Below are 14,835 nucleotides of genomic sequence, written 5' to 3'. Positions count from 1 at the left end.
GCTCGTCCGCCTCTCCATTTCGTCGTTCGAGATCGCCCGGCATCATTGGCGATGCACATCGCGATCATCCGACCATCTTTGCTTGTGATGTAAGGCTAGGGATTTAATTCAAATTCGTCGATGAAATAGAGGGTAAACGAAGTCCAATTCCGAACGAACAGTTAAGGGGCAGTTTTTCGTATCGCCGAATTTTCCGGCATCGTGTTAGCGATTTGGAAGAAGCATGAATTTCGGACAATCTGAGTCATCGTTTACTAAGAAACGCGAAGTAATGGTCACGCCCATTGCGGGATCGGCCGTCCCTGCCCATCGTAACTGGCAATCCGGTCCGACCTAGATAGATGGGAATTTGCCGATGCAGGCCTTCGATACCGACGTGCGCAATCGCATCATCAAGCTGGTGAAGGGCATCCTCGAACAGAATTCGCTTGCTGCTGACGTCACGCCGTCCGCGAAGCTCGTCGACGTCGGCCTGACCTCGATGGACATGGTCAACCTGATGCTGGGCGTGGAAGCCGAGTTCGACTTCACCATCCCGCAGTCCGAGATTACGCCGGAGAATTTTCAGTCCGTCGAAACGCTGGAGCGGATGATCGTGACCCAGTTGCAGCCCGCGACGGCGGCTTAGTTGGCTGTACCGCGGCCTCCCCTGTCGTTATTGAGGCGAAGCTGCTGCCAAACGCTCGAACGTCGTCCTGGCGAAAGCCAGGACCCATACCGAGGAATCTATCGATTGCGGATGGTCGCAGTCCCGAACCACGAGTCTTCGTCAAACCACCCCCTGGGGTAATGAGTCCTGGCTTTCGCCAGGACGACAGCGAATGTGCGGCGAGGGGTGTCATTCTCCTGACGACATCCCGACCCCTATCCCGTTCCAAAACCGCCGCAAAACTGGCATAGCTTCTCCACGGGATCGCGGATTGCGAACGGGGTGGAGCAGACATGACGCAGGCGGTATTGGGCATCATCGGAGGCTCCGGCATCTACGATCTGCCGGGCCTCGAGGGCGCACACGAAGAGGTGATCAGGAGCCCCTGGGGCGAGCCCTCGGCTCCCTTACGGCGCGGCACCATCGCGGGCCTGCCGATCGTGTTCCTGCCGCGCCATGACAGGGGTCACCGGCTGTCGCCCTCGGACATCAACTACCGCGCCAATATCGACGTACTGAAGCGCGCCGGCGTCACTGACCTGGTGTCGCTGTCGGCCTGCGGCTCGTTCAGGGAGGAACTGCCGCCCGGGACCTTCGTTCTCGTCGACCAGTTCATCGATCGCACCTACAAGCGCGAGAGCTCGTTCTTCGGCAGGGGCTGCGTCGCGCATGTATCGATGGCGCATCCGGTCTCGCCGCGCCTGCGCATTCATCTTGCCGCCGCGGCCGAGGCCGAGGGCATCGCAATCGCCCGCGGTGGCACCTATGTCTGCATGGAGGGGCCGCAATTCTCGACCCTTGCGGAAAGCATGACCTACAAGACGCTGGGCTACTCCGTGATCGGCATGACCAACATGCCCGAGGCAAAACTCGCCCGCGAGGCGGAGATTTGCTATGCCACGGTGGCGATGGTGACGGATTTCGATTGCTGGCATCCCGATCATGATGCCGTCACCGTGCAGGACATCATCCGGATGCTGACTTCTAACGCCGACAAGGCGAAGACGCTGGTGGCGCGGCTGGCAAAGGATTTTCCGCGCGAGCATGAGCCGTGCCCGGTCGGCTCCGACCGCGCGCTCGACACCGCGCTGATCACGGCGCCCGAGGCGCGCGATCCGGAGCTGCTAGCGAAGCTCGACGCGGTGGCGGGGCGCGTGCTGCGCGCCTGAAGCGAAAGGCAGATGCGATGAAGGTTGACGGCAAGCATTTTCGCAGCATCTGGCGCGAGCGTGACGGCTGGTCGGTCGGTGCGATCGACCAGCGCAGGCTGCCGCATGAATTCGTCGTCGCGCGGCTGACCTCGTGTGACGATGCGGCTACGGCTATCCGCGACATGCTGGTGCGCGGTGCGCCGCTGATCGGCGCCACCGCGGCCTATGGCGTGGCGCTCGCCATGCGCGAGGACAGTTCCGATGCCGGCCTGAAGCGCGCCTATGAAACGCTGGTCGTGGCGCGGCCGACCGCCATCAACCTGAAATGGGCGCTGGACGAGATGCGCGCGACGCTCGCGCCGATCGACCCCTCAGAGCGGGCGGAAGCCGCCTATGCGCGCGCCGACGAGATCGTCGAGCAGGACGTCGAGATCAACCGCGGCATCGCCGGTAACGGCTTTATGCTGATCGACGCTATCGCGGCGAAGAAGCCGGGCGAGACGGTCAACGTGCTGACCCATTGCAATGCCGGCTGGCTTGCGACCGTGGACTGGGGCACCGCGACGGCCCCGATCTATCTCGCGCATGAGCGCGGCATCAAGGTCCATGTCTGGGTCGACGAGACCCGCCCGCGCAATCAGGGTGCCTCGCTGACCGCCTGGGAACTCGGCCATCACGGCGTGCCGCACACGGTGATCCCCGACAACACCGGCGGCCATCTGATGCAGCACGGCATGGTCGACCTCGCCATCGTCGGCACCGACCGCGTCGCCGCCAATGGCGACGTCTGCAACAAGATCGGCACGTACCTCAAGGCGCTCGCGGCGCATGACAACGGCGTGCCGTTCTACGTCGCGCTGCCGTCGCCGACGATCGACTTCGCCGTCAATGACGGCATCAGGGACATTCCGATCGAGCAGCGCGGCGGCGCAGAGGTCACCGACATGACCGGCCGCACCGCCGATGGCCGGCTGGAGACGGTGCGCATCGTGCCGGAAGGCTCGCCGGTCGCGAACTACGCGTTCGACGTCACACCGGCGCGGCTCGTCACCGGCCTCATCACCGAGCGCGGCGTGCTGAAGCCCGACCGCGCCTCGCTGGCAGCCGCATTCCCGGAGCGGATCGCTGCCGCGGCGGAATAGGCCTCTCCATTAAGCGATATCGCGCCACACCGTCATTGCGAGCGCAGCGAAGCAATCCAGAATCCCACCGCGGAGACAGCCTGGATTGCTTCGCTTCGCTCGCAATGACGATTGTTGAGGCAGCACGTGACCATCTACATCCCTCACCCTCTCAGGACGAGGGGTGAGAGTGCCGTTGCCGCAGCTATCCGAGCTTCAACCCCGTCGCCGCCTCGAGCTCGGCGATCGCCTGCGCGCCGCTGGTGACCTTGATCGTGGTCATGCCCATCTCGCGCGCCGGCTTGAGGTTGACGCCGAGATCGTCGAGATAAACGCATCGTGCCGGATCGGCCTTCAGCGTCTCGACCATCATCCGGTAGATGCGCGGGTCGGGCTTGCGTAAGCCGATCTTGGCGGACTCGATGACGTGGTCGAACAGCGCCATCACCTCTGCGACATAGAGTGTGCGACCGGTGAGGCTGCCGATCGCGTTCGCCGGCAGGTTATTGGTGATGCAGCCGGTCTTGAACTTCGCCTTGATACGCTTCAAGGCCTCGACCATCTCGGGGCGCAGATCGCCCTGCAGCAGCGGCAGCACGTCACGGCCGCGGACCTCGGCGCCGAGCGCGAGCGATTCCGCGGCGAACAAATGATCGAAGGTATCGATATCGACCTCGGCGCGCTCGAACTTGGCCCATGCATTTTCCAGATGATTGGCGGCATTGGTACGCCGGATGATGTCGGCGGGCAGGCCCCGTTCGGTCTCGAAGCGCGTAAACGCCTCGAACGGCGAGCTGGTCAACACACCGCCAAAATCAAAAATCACGGCCTCGATCGTCAATGTCGCACCCTCGTCAATTCGTGCCAAGATAGCTGACAAGACGGCTAGCACGGGGTATCGGCAAGGGCGAGTCCGAAGCCATGTCGGATCTTTACGATCGACCGCCAATACGTGTTCCTATCAAGACGTGTTTCCATGACAAAGTTCGCGACGTTCATTGCAGGTGTCCTGCTGCTCACCACGCCCGCCCATGCCATCGTCGGCGGGGGCACGCCGCAGGCCGAAGGCGTGGCGCGTGCCATCGTCACCATCGTCGGCTCGCGCGGCAATTTCTGCACCGGCAGCCTGATCGCACCGAAGCTGGTGCTGACGGTGGCGCACTGTGTGCAACCCGGTGCAGACTACAAGGTCGTCGACTATGGCGCCGATGGTAAGCCGCAACTCCTGAATGTCCGCACCGTCGCGATCCATCCGAGCTTCAACATGCAGGCGATGCAGGCGCATCGTGCCACCGCCGACGTGGCGCTGCTGCAGCTCGAAATTCCACTCAAGGGAAAATCGACGGTGCCGGTCGGCGCGCCGCAAATTCCAATTCACGTCGGCAGCCGCTTCACCATCGCTGGCATCGGCGTCACCACGCGCGGCGATGGCAAGAGCGGCGGTATCACGCGGGTCGCCGGCCTTGTTGCCACGGGTCAGCCCGGCACGCTCCAGATCCGGTTGGTCGATCCCGTAACCAACGGTGTTCGCGACGGAATCGGCGCCTGCACCGGTGATTCCGGCGGCCCAGTGTTCGAGGATAGGCCGAGCGGGCCCGTGATCGTTGGCGTCATTAGCTGGTCGACCGGGCCGAATGGCGCGGCCGGTTGCGGTGGATTGACCGGCGTCACCCCACTCACGCTCTATCGCGACTGGATCGTGCAGACCGCGCGGAGCTGGGGTGCGGCGCTGTGATTTGATCGCGACCTGATCTATGTCATTTTGCAGTGGAAGCGCGATGGGCGACCAAGCCGATCGCGGAGGAAACGCGCCGCCCGGTCAAGGGCGGTCCAAAAACCAAGCAAGGCATAGAAGCAACAATGAATGTCGCTGTTCGCAGTCACGCCACGACCAAACAGGCTTCAGAACATTTCGACGTGCTGATCGTCGGTGCCGGTATCTCGGGCATCGGCAGCGCCTATCATCTCACCAAGCAGCTTCCCGGCACGAGCTTCGTGATCCTGGAGACGCAGGAGACGTTCGGCGGCACCTGGACCACGCATCGCTATCCAGGCATCCGCTCCGACAGCGATCTCCACACCTTCGGCTATCGCTTCAAGCCCTGGGTCGGCCCGCCGATCGCGACCGCCGAAGAGATCCTCGCCTACATGAACGAGGTGATCGAAGACAACGATATCGCAAGGCACATCCGCTACGGGCACAAGATCAATTCGGCGAGCTGGTCGAGCGAGACGAATCTCTGGACCATCGAAGCGGTAACGACCGACACCGGCGAGGCCAGAACCTTCACCGCCAACTTCCTCTGGATGTGCCAGGGTTACTACCGCCATTCCGAGGGCTACACGCCGGAATGGAAGGGCATGGATCGCTTCAAGGGCCGTATCGTCCATCCGCAGACCTGGCCGGATGATCTCGACCTCTCAGGCAAGAAAGTGGTCGTGATCGGCTCGGGCGCGACCGCGGCGACGCTGGTGCCCAACATCGCGGACGCTTGCGCGCATGTCACCATGCTGCAGCGCTCGCCGACCTATTTCCGGCTCGGCCGCAACGCCATCGAGATCGCCGAGGAACTGCGCCGGCTTCAGGTGGACGAAGAGTGGATCCACGAGATCGTCCGGCGAAAGATACTGTTCGAGCAGGATGCGTTCACAAAGCTCTGCGTGGCCAAGCCCGACCAGGTGAAGAAGGACCTGATCGATCAGATCCGCGCGGTTCTCGGGCCGGACTACGACGTCGAGACCCACTTCACGCCAACGTACCGGCCGTGGCGGCAGCGCATCGCCTTCGTGCCCGATGCCGACCTGTTCAAGGGTATCGCCAGCGGCAAGGCGTCCGTCGTCACCGACGAGATCGAGTGCTTCGTCGAGAACGGCATTCAGCTCAAGTCGGGCAAGCTGCTCGAGACCGACGTCGTCGTCACCGCGACCGGATTCAACCTCGCCGCTCTCGGCGACATCGCGTTCGAGATCGACGGCCAGCCGCTCGCCTTCGGCGACACCGTCACCTATCGCGGCATGATGTTCACGGGTGTGCCGAACATGGTCTGGGTGTTCGGCTATTTCCGCGCAAGCTGGACGCTGCGCGTCGATCTCGTCGCCGACTTCGTCTGTAGGCTGCTCGGCCATATGAAGGACAAGGGCGCGAAGAAGGTCGAGGTCAAGCTGCGGCCCGAGGATCACAACATGCCGATCCTGCCCTGGATCGATCCGGAAAACTTCAACCCCGGCTATATGATGCGCAACATGCACCTGTTGCCCAAGCGCGGCGACAAGCCGGAATGGCAGCACAGCCAGGATTACTGGACCGAGAAGGACGAGATCCCGAAGACGGATCTGGACGACAATGCGTTCGTATACGGGTGAGGGAGCAGGTCCTGGACTAGTTAGGGACGGCAACAATCGCCCCACACTCCGCCGTCGTCCTGGCGAAGGCCGGGACCCAATACCCCAGGGAAATTTTTGTAGCGGGAGTCGATAGTCGCGAGTGCTCGTCAAAGCACGCCACGCTTACCGCTTCTGCTGCGGCGGCCTGCGGGGCTGGCGCGGGGCGGGGGTGCCTTGCGGATCGAACTTGCCGCTCATCTTGTTGGCGCCCTCGCTGATGTCGAGCAGCGTTCTGCGCCCGTCCTCGATGAAGCTTGCCGACTTCTTCTTCATGGTCTCGGCGAGCTCGCGTAGCCCCTGCACCTTCTCGAACAGCTCGTCGGCCTTGCCATCGACGAAGCCCGGCACCACGCCCTCGATCTTGGTGACCGCCTTGTCGAAGCCGGCAAAGGCGCTGTCGACCTTGGCCATGACGGCGTCGATCTCATCGCCCTTGCCCTTCAGATCGGCGGTGTAATCTTCGAACGTGCGGAGGGTGTCCGTGATCGCGGCGGAGTTGCTGACGATCATGCGGTCGACGCTGTGCAGCGTCTCGACGATGGATTCGGCGTCGCTGAGATCGGCGGTCAGCACCGGGATTCCGTCCGAATCCAGCGGCACGGGGGGCGCCGAGGGCGCACCGCCGATCAGCGAAATCGCGGCAATGCCGGTAAGGCCCTGAAGCTCGATCCCCGCCACGGTGTCCTTGCGGATCGGCGCATTGTTGTCGAGCATCACGAGCGCCACGATCCGGCGGGGATTGTCCAGCTTGATCGACAGGATATGGCCTGCGGGCACGCCGTCGAAATTGACCGGACCGCCGCGGCGCAGCCCGCTCGCCGATCCGCCCTCGAAAACGACCCGGAGCTGGCTGCGGCTCTGGATCGAGCGCCATTTCTGCACGCCGAGCAGGCCGCCGAACGCCACGGCGATCACCGCCAGCGTCGCCGTTCCGATCACCAGATTGCTTGCGCGTGCCATGCAGTTCGATTTTACGGTCAAACCGGGTCAGTTGGAAGGATATCCATTTGGCCACAATGCTAGGCAGGGCGAGTTAGCGAAGCGTAACCCGCTGCTGTCTTCGACCGTTGCCCGAATTGGTGGATTGCGCCGGGCTAGACTTGCTGCGTCACAAGACCCTCATGGTGAGGAGCGCGGAACGCGCGTCTCGAACCGTGAAGGCCCAGCTCTCGCCCGCGCCCATCCTTCGAGACGCCCGCGTGTTGCGGGCTCCCCAGGATGGGGCCGGGGACTTGTGACGCAGTAGGGCTAGTCCGCCCTATGCCATCTCAGTGACCGGCGGCGCGCTTTGCCGCAGCATTGTTCAGGACGATCAGCGCATCGACTGCTACGCCAGTCTTTGGATTGATCAGGAACGGATTGATGTCGATCGAGGCGATCCGGTCGCCGGCATCCGCGATCAGGTTGGAGAGCCCGACCAGCGCCTTCACGGCGGAGGCCTCGTCGAGCTTCGGCTTGCCGCGATAGCCGCGCACCTTGATGCCGGCCTTGGTGCGACCGATCAGGAGCCTTGCCTCGGCCGCGTTCAGGGGTGCGCCGGCGAGCGCGACGTCCTTCATCAGCTCGATATCGATGCCGCCGGTTCCGAACAGCACAACCGGGCCCATCTCGGCATCCAGGGACGCGCCGACCACGAGCTCGAGATCGGCCTTGACCTGCTGCGCGATCAGGATGCCGTCGAGCCTCGGCTTGCCCTTCAGCTTCTTCACCCGCGCGGTGATGTCGGCGAATGCCTTCTTCACCTCGGCCGCGCTGTTGAGGTTCAGCATCACGCCGCCGATATCCGATTTGTGCAGGATCTCGGCGCTGACGACCTTGGCCACGACCGGGAAACCGATCTGCTTGGCGATTCTGACGGCCTCCGCCGCGGTCTGCGCGATCGCCTCTTTCGAGATCGGGATGCCGTAGGCCTTCAGCAGCTTCTTCGAGGCGACCTCGTCGAGCGCGGCGCCGGTTGCCGAGTTCAGCGTCTTCTCCAGCACGGCGCGTGCGGCAGGCTTCGAGCTCGAGAGGATGTCAGGCACCTCCTTGCGCAGCCTGGCATAGTCGAGCAGCGATTTGATCGCGGTGACCGCGCGGTCCATGCCCTGCATGACCGTGAGATGCGGCAACGATTTGCGCAAGCCCTTGGTGAAGTCGGTGAAGCCGATCGACATCGCGCTGACATAGATCACGGGCTTTGAGGCCCGGCTCGCCATCTCGTTGACGATGCGCAAGTTGCGCTCGCGCAGCTCGTGCGGCGCCTTCGGCAGCTCGGAATCGATGATGACGACGTCGATATCGGGATCGTCGATCATCAGTTTGATCGACTTCATGTAGACGGAGGGATCGACCACCGCGGCAAACCCGGCGTCGAGCGGGTTGCCGACGATCGAGCCGGGTCCGAGCATCTTCGCGAGTTCGCCGCTGACATGCGGGCTCAGCGGCGCGAAGTTCAGGCCCGCGGCATAGAAAGCGTCGATCAGCATGCCGCGTTTGCCGCCGGACAGCGTGACGGCGGCAAGCCGATCGCCCTTGGGCACCGCGGCGTGGGCGAAGCATTCGGTGGTCTCGATCAGCTCATCGAGGCCGTCGACGCGAATCACGCCCTCGCGGGTCGCAATCGCATCGAACGTCTCGATCGAGCCAGCGAGCGCGCCGGTGTGCGCCATCGCCGCGGCGCGGCCGCCCTCGGACGCCCCGAGCTTGAGCGCGATCACCGGCTTGTGTGCGGCGCGCGCCGCCTTGCAGGCGTCGCGGAACGCCTTGGTGTTGCGGACGCCTTCGAGATAGACGACGATCACCTTGATGCCGGGATCCTCGGCGAAATAGCGCATGAGGTCGGGCGTTTCGAGCCCGGTCTCGTTGCCGGTCGTGACCATGTAGCCGACGCCGACGCCGCGATCCTCCAGCGCCTGCCGGATCGCCATGACGATCGCGCCGGATTGCCCGGCGATCGCCACCGCGCCCTGTTCCATGGTGACGACGCGGTCGTCGATGTTGGTGAAGAGCTTTTCGCCGGCGCTCAAATTGCCGAGGCAGTTCGGGCCCGTGACGGCAAGTCCGGTCTCGCGCACCGCCGCTTGCAGTTCGGCCGCGAGCCTCTGGCTCTCTTCATCCTGCAACTCGCTGAAGCCGGAGGTGACGATGGTGGCCGAACGCGCGCCGGCCGCGCCGGCATCGCGGATCACCTGCACGGCAAACCGCGCAGGCACCAGCACCAGCACGTGATCGGGCTTCTCGGGAAGGCTCGCGAAATCCTTGTAGCAGGTGACGCCCCAGATGGCTTCGCGCTTGGCGTTGACCGGGTAGAGACCGCCCTCGAAGCCGTACTTGACCAGATTATTCCAGATGCGCTCGGCATAATTACCGGGCTTGTCGGTCGCGCCCACCAGCACGATGTTGCGCGGGTGCAGCATGGCATGAATGCCCTTGACGATGTCGCTGGCATCGGGTGGCGGCGACCATGGGCGCAGAGAGACGAACGCAGCAGACACCTGGGCTTCCATGGCGCAATCCTCACCTGTTGTTTTTGTTGCGGCGCGTTGTTCTGTTCTATGGCGAGTTCTGGCGAGGCAATCGCGGCGAGCACAATGCCGCCAGACGGAATGGGCGGGACTTCATGCGAGAAGGCTAGCATCACCGGACTTTTGGCGAAAGTGCGAACGATCCACGCGCGTGCCGGCAATCGCCAGTGATCGCCAATGCTGTGCTCCGGCAATCGCCGTTCTCACGCGGCGCGCACTCCGGCTTTCGCGCGCTTCGCTTTGAGTTGTTCGGTACGTTACCAGACCTCGCGCGGCCGTGACGGCGAGGCGAGTCCCGCGAGCAGCACGGCCAGGATTCCCGTGAGGAAGATGCCGTCGAACGTCCCGGCGCCGCCGATCGACGCGATGGGTGCGCCGAGGCCGCCGATCTTGTCGAGGTTGAGCAGATCGGCCCCGATCAGAGTTCCGATCGAGCCGCCGATATAGGCGAGCGGCGCGGCATACTCGCGCGACAGCAGGAAGGCCAGGATCGCCGTGGCCACGACGGGCACAAATACGGGTACCGCGATGCCAACCCCCTGCACCGGCGTGGCCATGATGTGGATGATGAATGCGATTGCAATGACGGCGATCGTTGCCTTCACCCAGAGCTGATATCGCAGCACCAGATAGGTCGACATCATCGTCGGGATGACGGCACCGCCGACATTGACAGCGAGCACCGTGCCCGGCCATTGCGTCACCAGCGGCACCACGTAGCGCATGCCGAAGAAGTCGACGATCTCGCCAGACCGCACCACCTTGGCCGGCAGAACCGTGATGGGAATGTTGAAATAGCTGCCGATCAGCGAGCCGAACAGCAATAGCAGCGCCATGCCCGGACCGACCCCGAGCCGCATATAGGCGTGCCGCAGGATGCGGAGCTGAATCAGGATAATCAGCCCGGCGAACAGCAGCACCAGGACGGAAAACAATCCGGGCGTGATCGGCAGATACTGGGCTTGGCCATGCATGGTCGGATCCGATCGCAGACGATCTCGACCGGCAGCATCCCACGGGATGGCATGGATGACAAACTTACCCGTCGGCTCCGATCAAGGTGGCATGCAGGATGTAGCGCTCGGGACCTGACGTGACAGCGTCGAACGGCCAACAGGTCGTGAGCACAAGTTCAAAATCCTGTGTTGCAGGATCGATGCCTGAGGCGTCGAAGCGCACCACTGCAGAGGCGTCCGCGCGATAGCGAAAACGCCTGCCGTCGCGGCGCGTGATCTCGATGACGTCGCCGATCGCAACATTCCGCAGGAAGCGGAAATGCGTGTCACGGTGTGCGGCATAGACCGCAACGCCGCGCTCGCCGGCATCGACCGTCCGCTCGACATGGCCGGGTCCGAAGGCGAGTGCCTGCCCGCTGCTGCCCGCCAGCACGATGGCGCTGGCGCCGATCCGCTTCACCTCGATCCGCGCGACCGGCCAGGTATCCGCCCAGGACCATGACTTCACCGGTTGTCCGGTCGCAACGCTCTGGTCGAACGCGCGCTCCAGCAGCGCCTGTGCCAGCCACGCCTTCGCATGGATGTAAGCGCCGTCGCCGAACAGGATGATACCGACGATGGCAAGAACGAGCGGCGAGGTCAGGCGGGGCATGGCGTATTTTCTCCCGTCATTGCGAGCGAAGCGAAGCAGTCCAGATTGTCTCCTGGGCGACAGTCTGGATTGCTTCCGCGCTTCGCTCCTCGCTATGACGTTGAATAAAAAAGCGCGCGCGGCTGTGGGAACGGGCAACCGCGCGCGCTGAGGAAGAGGAGTCGGGGGCTCCTCCCTCAAACGGCGTCAGTGAGCAAGGGCTGACGCCGGTTGAACACGAACAGGACCAGGCTGAGCAGGATGAGGATCAGGCCCGCGATCATCTTGAGCTCGGCCGAGGTCGCGGTCTTGGGCAGGCGGATCGCGTCGGGCGCGGCAGGCGTCGGCCGCCTTGCTGCCGGCTGACCGCTCGCATCGGCACGACGTTCGCGCAGTTGCGTCGGCACTTGCGGCCGCTCGCCAAAAACCTTCTCGAAGTCCCAGCCGGCAGGCAGGTTGATCGGCAGCTCGCTGAGCTTGAGCGGCTCGCCCGCAGGGCGGCTCGGCGTCTTATCGACCGCGACGAGGCTGGTCAGCCGCGTGACGATCTGATGATCGAGCGCTAGCGCTAGGATGGCCTTGTCGGAGTCTTCCGGTGACATTTCCCGCATCGTGCGCGCGACCTCGGCATCGCCGATCTTGCGCCTGGCCCAGAGCTTCGACAGGCCCTTGCCCTCGGCGGCATTGCGCAGCGGCAGCGTCACTGACCACGGCCGGTCGCCGACGCGTCCCTTGATCTCCAGTGCGCCCGCGAGCTTGTCGAGCCTGGCGGCCAGCACCAGCGGCTCGTCGCGATAGACGTCGGGAATGATCGCGGGCGTGATGTCGGCTTTGGCCTCGGAGAACTTTGCGGTGAGGCCGGTCACGGCCGGGTTCTCCAGCTTTGCAAACAGGCCGCGCATGCGCTCCTCCACCTGCTCGACCGAGCCGATATGGGTGAAGGCGCCGCAGCCGAGCTCGGCGGCGCGTGTCATCAGATAGGTGTTGGGAGCAGACCCGATGCCGATCATAAAGATGCGCGAGCGGCCGCGCATCGCCGTGATCGTTTCGAACAATTGCTGCTCGTTGCCGATCGCACCATCGGTGAGGAATACGACCTGGCGAACCATGTTGGTCTCGCCGAGCTTGTCGGTCAGCGCGGCGCGCATCGCCGGTACCATCTCGGTGCCGCCGCGAGCCTGCAACGCGCTGACGAACGAAGTCGCCTCGCCGACATGTGCGGCATCGGCCTGCACAGATGTCGGAAACAGCACGTCCATGGTGTCGTCGAAGCGAATGACGTTGAAACGGTCGCTCGGCTGGAGCCGGCCGAGGGCATAAAGCAGGCTCGCCTTGGCCTGAACGATCGAGGTGCCGCCCATCGAGCCCGAATTGTCGATCACGAACACCACTTCGCGCGATAACGGTTTCTGCGCTGTCTGCCCGACCGTGGGAGGCGTGACGAAGGCGAGCAAATAGTCGGCGTCGCCGACATGTTCGCGGAACAGGCCAACCGACGGCGCCTTCTCTGCGGCCGGCTTCCAGGTCAGTTCGAAATCGCGGTCCGCGGGCACGACGCCGTCGGCGAGCGTGACGATGCGCGTCGCGCTGTCCGGGCTCTCGAGCTTGATGTTATGGTGGTGGCTCTTCACTTCGCCGAGCGCGAAACCGGCATTCAGACGCACCGTGATTCTGGTCGGGTTGACCGGCGAGTTCTTGGCAGGATCCAGCACGGGCGGCGAGATCCGGTCGCGGTCCGGCACCGGATCGGAGGTGGTCGTGCCCCAGCCGGAGCCGTCGGGCCGGAAGTCGACGCTCTGCGCGATCGGCGCCGGACTATAGCGCGGCCCGACCACCAGCGGCACACGCAGCGAATATTCGTTGCCGGATTGGTGCACCGGCTCCTGATATTCGATCTGCACCAGCACGGTCTCGCCGGGGCCGATATTGGCGACCGAGTTGGTGAAAATGTTCGGTCGTTCCTGCTCCGTCAGCGCGGCCTTCTGGCCCGCCCGTCGCGCCTGCTCGTAGATCACGCGAGCCTGTTGCCGCTCCTTGATGTCACCGACGATGATACGGTCGCCGACCACCATCTTCAGCGTGTCGACGGCACCATCGGTCGCGAGCGGATAGACGTAGGTCGCCTCGACCCAGTCCTTGGTCGGATTGCGGAAGACTTGCGTGACGCGGGCGCGCAGCGTCGGGCCCGACACCGTGATGTCGACATCAAGGCCGAGGCGGATGGCTTCGCTATAGGCGCCGTCGTCCTTCAGGAGCAGCGTGCCGGAACGGGCATCGCCGGGCTGGAGCAGGCTGGCCTGCTCCGCCGTCGCCGACCATCCCGGCTCGAAGCTGACGAGCAGGGCGACGAAGCCGACCAGGATCACGGCAATGCCCTGCACCAGAAGAAACAGTCCGAGCTTGATCAGTCTGCCCAGCATGGGGTGTTCATCGTTGTCGAACGCGTCGTAGCTATCCATTTGGCCTGCTCCCGAAGGATGTTTGCTGGCCCTGACCTTCCGCCGGGAGAGGCCGATTTTGCGAGCAGAATGATCGGCAATGTTCCGCCGCGGCCGGCCGGGCCGCGCAGCGGCGGCGACGGTCCTGTGCGGTTTTGTGCTGACTTGTCCGCCCTGCTAGAATGGCCCTCATGGAGCAGGGCTAACGATGCAGACGCAGGATAAACTCAACGACAAGCAGCTTTCGGACGAGCAAAGCCGCGAAATCGCCGAGACCATTCGCGAGGAGCTGGCCAAACGCCGGATCTCCCGCCAGGCGCTGGCCGCGCAGGCCAAGCTCAGCCTGTCGACCCTTGAGAAGGTGCTGGGCGGCCGCCGGCCGTTCACGCTGGCGACGACCGTGCGGCTCGAGCAGGCACTGGGCGTGTCCTTGCGCAAGAGCGTCGTCGTGGCGGCGCCTGAAGCCGGCAACGATGTCGCGCCCGACAGCCTCGGGTCCTATTCGCACCGCGCGGTGACCTGGCTGGAAGACGTCTACATCACGTTACGGCCGTCGTTCGGCACCAACGATGCGATCTTCGCCTACCGCACCGAGATCGTCTGGGAGCCCCGAGTCTCCTCGCTCGTCTTCCGCGAGGGCGAGCGGACGGATGCCGCTTATGAGCACACTGGCGAGGTCGCGGTGCCCCACCAGTCCGGCTTCATCTATCTCGTCATCATCAAGCACGGCCAGCATCGCGTCATCACGGTGTCGCGGCCGACCGTCGCCGGCGAGATGTACGGTATCATCTCGACGCTCCGCGCCGGCCCGGGCTCGCAACTGACGCCGATTGCGGCGCCCATCGCCTATGTTCCCGCGCGAAATATCGGCGATCCGGCGGTGGGCCGGATCGCGCCCGACCATGCCAATTACAAGCTGTATCGGGATCACCTGCGGCGCACGGTCAACGAACCCTTTGCGCTGTTCCTGCCCGGCTAGACGCGCGCCGGCATCGCTAA

Annotated in this window: 12 protein-coding genes; 6 read left to right on the top strand and 6 right to left on the bottom strand. The window is 64.1% G+C overall.

Features of this window, described 5'->3' with window-relative positions:
* Window positions 1–355 precede the first annotated feature (355 nt).
* The 3 genes from MTX21_RS24340 to mtnA all read left to right on the top strand — a co-directional run bounded on the left by MTX21_RS24340 (window position 356) and on the right by mtnA (window position 2,942).
* A complete protein-coding gene (locus tag MTX21_RS24340; protein WP_280967212.1) occupies window positions 356–628 on the top strand; it encodes a phosphopantetheine-binding protein in 273 nt (90 codons plus the stop codon).
* A 314-nt stretch (window positions 629–942) separates the two neighbouring features.
* Complete coding sequence (locus tag MTX21_RS24335) at window positions 943–1,818, top strand: S-methyl-5'-thioadenosine phosphorylase (protein WP_280967211.1); 876 nt, start codon at window positions 943–945, stop codon at window positions 1,816–1,818.
* Window positions 1,819–1,835: 17 nt separating this feature from the next.
* Window positions 1,836–2,942 carry an S-methyl-5-thioribose-1-phosphate isomerase gene (gene mtnA / locus MTX21_RS24330; RefSeq protein WP_280967210.1) on the top strand — a complete coding sequence of 369 codons (1,107 nt, stop codon included), beginning with the start codon at window positions 1,836–1,838 and terminating at the stop codon, window positions 2,940–2,942.
* 184 nt (window positions 2,943–3,126) lie between these two features.
* Here the strand turns inward: mtnA and MTX21_RS24325 are convergent, their stop codons facing one another.
* Window positions 3,127–3,762, bottom strand: a complete 636-nt coding sequence (locus MTX21_RS24325) for an HAD-IA family hydrolase (protein WP_280967209.1) — start codon at window positions 3,760–3,762, stop codon at window positions 3,127–3,129.
* A 135-nt stretch (window positions 3,763–3,897) separates the two neighbouring features.
* Here MTX21_RS24325 and MTX21_RS24320 point away from each other — a divergent pair, with 135 nt between their 5' ends.
* Window positions 3,898–4,656: a trypsin-like serine protease gene (locus MTX21_RS24320; protein ID WP_280967208.1), complete on the top strand. Its 759-nt coding sequence runs from the start codon at window positions 3,898–3,900 to the stop codon at window positions 4,654–4,656.
* 125 nt (window positions 4,657–4,781) lie between these two features.
* Complete coding sequence (locus MTX21_RS24315; protein WP_280967207.1) at window positions 4,782–6,284, top strand: NAD(P)/FAD-dependent oxidoreductase; 1,503 nt, start codon at window positions 4,782–4,784, stop codon at window positions 6,282–6,284.
* Window positions 6,285–6,428: 144 nt separating this feature from the next.
* Here MTX21_RS24315 and MTX21_RS24310 read toward each other — a convergent pair whose 3' ends face one another.
* The 5 genes from MTX21_RS24310 to MTX21_RS24290 all read right to left on the bottom strand — a co-directional run bounded on the left by MTX21_RS24310 (window position 6,429) and on the right by MTX21_RS24290 (window position 13,857).
* The gene (locus MTX21_RS24310) at window positions 6,429–7,265 is read right to left on the bottom strand and encodes an MlaD family protein (RefSeq protein ID WP_280967206.1); all 837 of its coding nucleotides are present in this window, start codon (window positions 7,263–7,265) and stop codon (window positions 6,429–6,431) included.
* Between the two features lie 308 nt (window positions 7,266–7,573).
* On the bottom strand, window positions 7,574–9,793 hold the full coding sequence (locus tag MTX21_RS24305; protein ID WP_280967205.1) for an acetate--CoA ligase family protein: 2,220 nt from the start codon (window positions 9,791–9,793) through the stop codon (window positions 7,574–7,576).
* A gap of 275 nt (window positions 9,794–10,068) precedes the next feature.
* Complete coding sequence (locus MTX21_RS24300; RefSeq protein ID WP_280967204.1) at window positions 10,069–10,785, bottom strand: DUF1614 domain-containing protein; 717 nt, start codon at window positions 10,783–10,785, stop codon at window positions 10,069–10,071.
* 64 nt (window positions 10,786–10,849) lie between these two features.
* Complete coding sequence (locus MTX21_RS24295) at window positions 10,850–11,419, bottom strand: class GN sortase (RefSeq protein WP_280967203.1); 570 nt, start codon at window positions 11,417–11,419, stop codon at window positions 10,850–10,852.
* 176 nt (window positions 11,420–11,595) lie between these two features.
* Window positions 11,596–13,857: a marine proteobacterial sortase target protein gene (locus MTX21_RS24290; RefSeq protein WP_280967202.1), complete on the bottom strand. Its 2,262-nt coding sequence runs from the start codon at window positions 13,855–13,857 to the stop codon at window positions 11,596–11,598.
* A gap of 187 nt (window positions 13,858–14,044) precedes the next feature.
* Between MTX21_RS24290 and MTX21_RS24285 the strand changes: the two genes are divergently transcribed.
* Entirely contained in the window at window positions 14,045–14,815 is a 771-nt protein-coding gene (locus MTX21_RS24285; RefSeq protein WP_280967201.1) for a helix-turn-helix transcriptional regulator, read from the top strand.
* Window positions 14,816–14,835 lie beyond the last annotated feature (20 nt).

Origin of the sequence: Bradyrhizobium sp. ISRA430 (genome assembly GCF_029909975.1) — a bacterium.
GTDB lineage: Bacteria > Pseudomonadota > Alphaproteobacteria > Rhizobiales > Xanthobacteraceae > Bradyrhizobium.
This window is presented reverse-complemented; position numbering and strand designations above follow the sequence as displayed.

Coding starts and splice junctions, on each gene's coding strand:
- MTX21_RS24340 (WP_280967212.1), top strand. CDS start 356: ATGCAGGCCTTCGATACCGACGTGCGCAATCGCATCATCAAGCTGGTG.
- MTX21_RS24335 (WP_280967211.1), top strand. CDS start 943: ATGACGCAGGCGGTATTGGGCATCATCGGAGGCTCCGGCATCTACGAT.
- mtnA (WP_280967210.1), top strand. CDS start 1,836: ATGAAGGTTGACGGCAAGCATTTTCGCAGCATCTGGCGCGAGCGTGAC.
- MTX21_RS24320 (WP_280967208.1), top strand. CDS start 3,898: ATGACAAAGTTCGCGACGTTCATTGCAGGTGTCCTGCTGCTCACCACG.
- MTX21_RS24315 (WP_280967207.1), top strand. CDS start 4,782: ATGAATGTCGCTGTTCGCAGTCACGCCACGACCAAACAGGCTTCAGAA.
- MTX21_RS24310 (WP_280967206.1), bottom strand. CDS start 7,265: ATGGCACGCGCAAGCAATCTGGTGATCGGAACGGCGACGCTGGCGGTG.
- MTX21_RS24305 (WP_280967205.1), bottom strand. CDS start 9,793: ATGGAAGCCCAGGTGTCTGCTGCGTTCGTCTCTCTGCGCCCATGGTCG.
- MTX21_RS24300 (WP_280967204.1), bottom strand. CDS start 10,785: ATGCATGGCCAAGCCCAGTATCTGCCGATCACGCCCGGATTGTTTTCC.
- MTX21_RS24295 (WP_280967203.1), bottom strand. CDS start 11,419: ATGCCCCGCCTGACCTCGCCGCTCGTTCTTGCCATCGTCGGTATCATC.
- MTX21_RS24290 (WP_280967202.1), bottom strand. CDS start 13,857: ATGGATAGCTACGACGCGTTCGACAACGATGAACACCCCATGCTGGGC.
- MTX21_RS24285 (WP_280967201.1), top strand. CDS start 14,045: ATGCAGACGCAGGATAAACTCAACGACAAGCAGCTTTCGGACGAGCAA.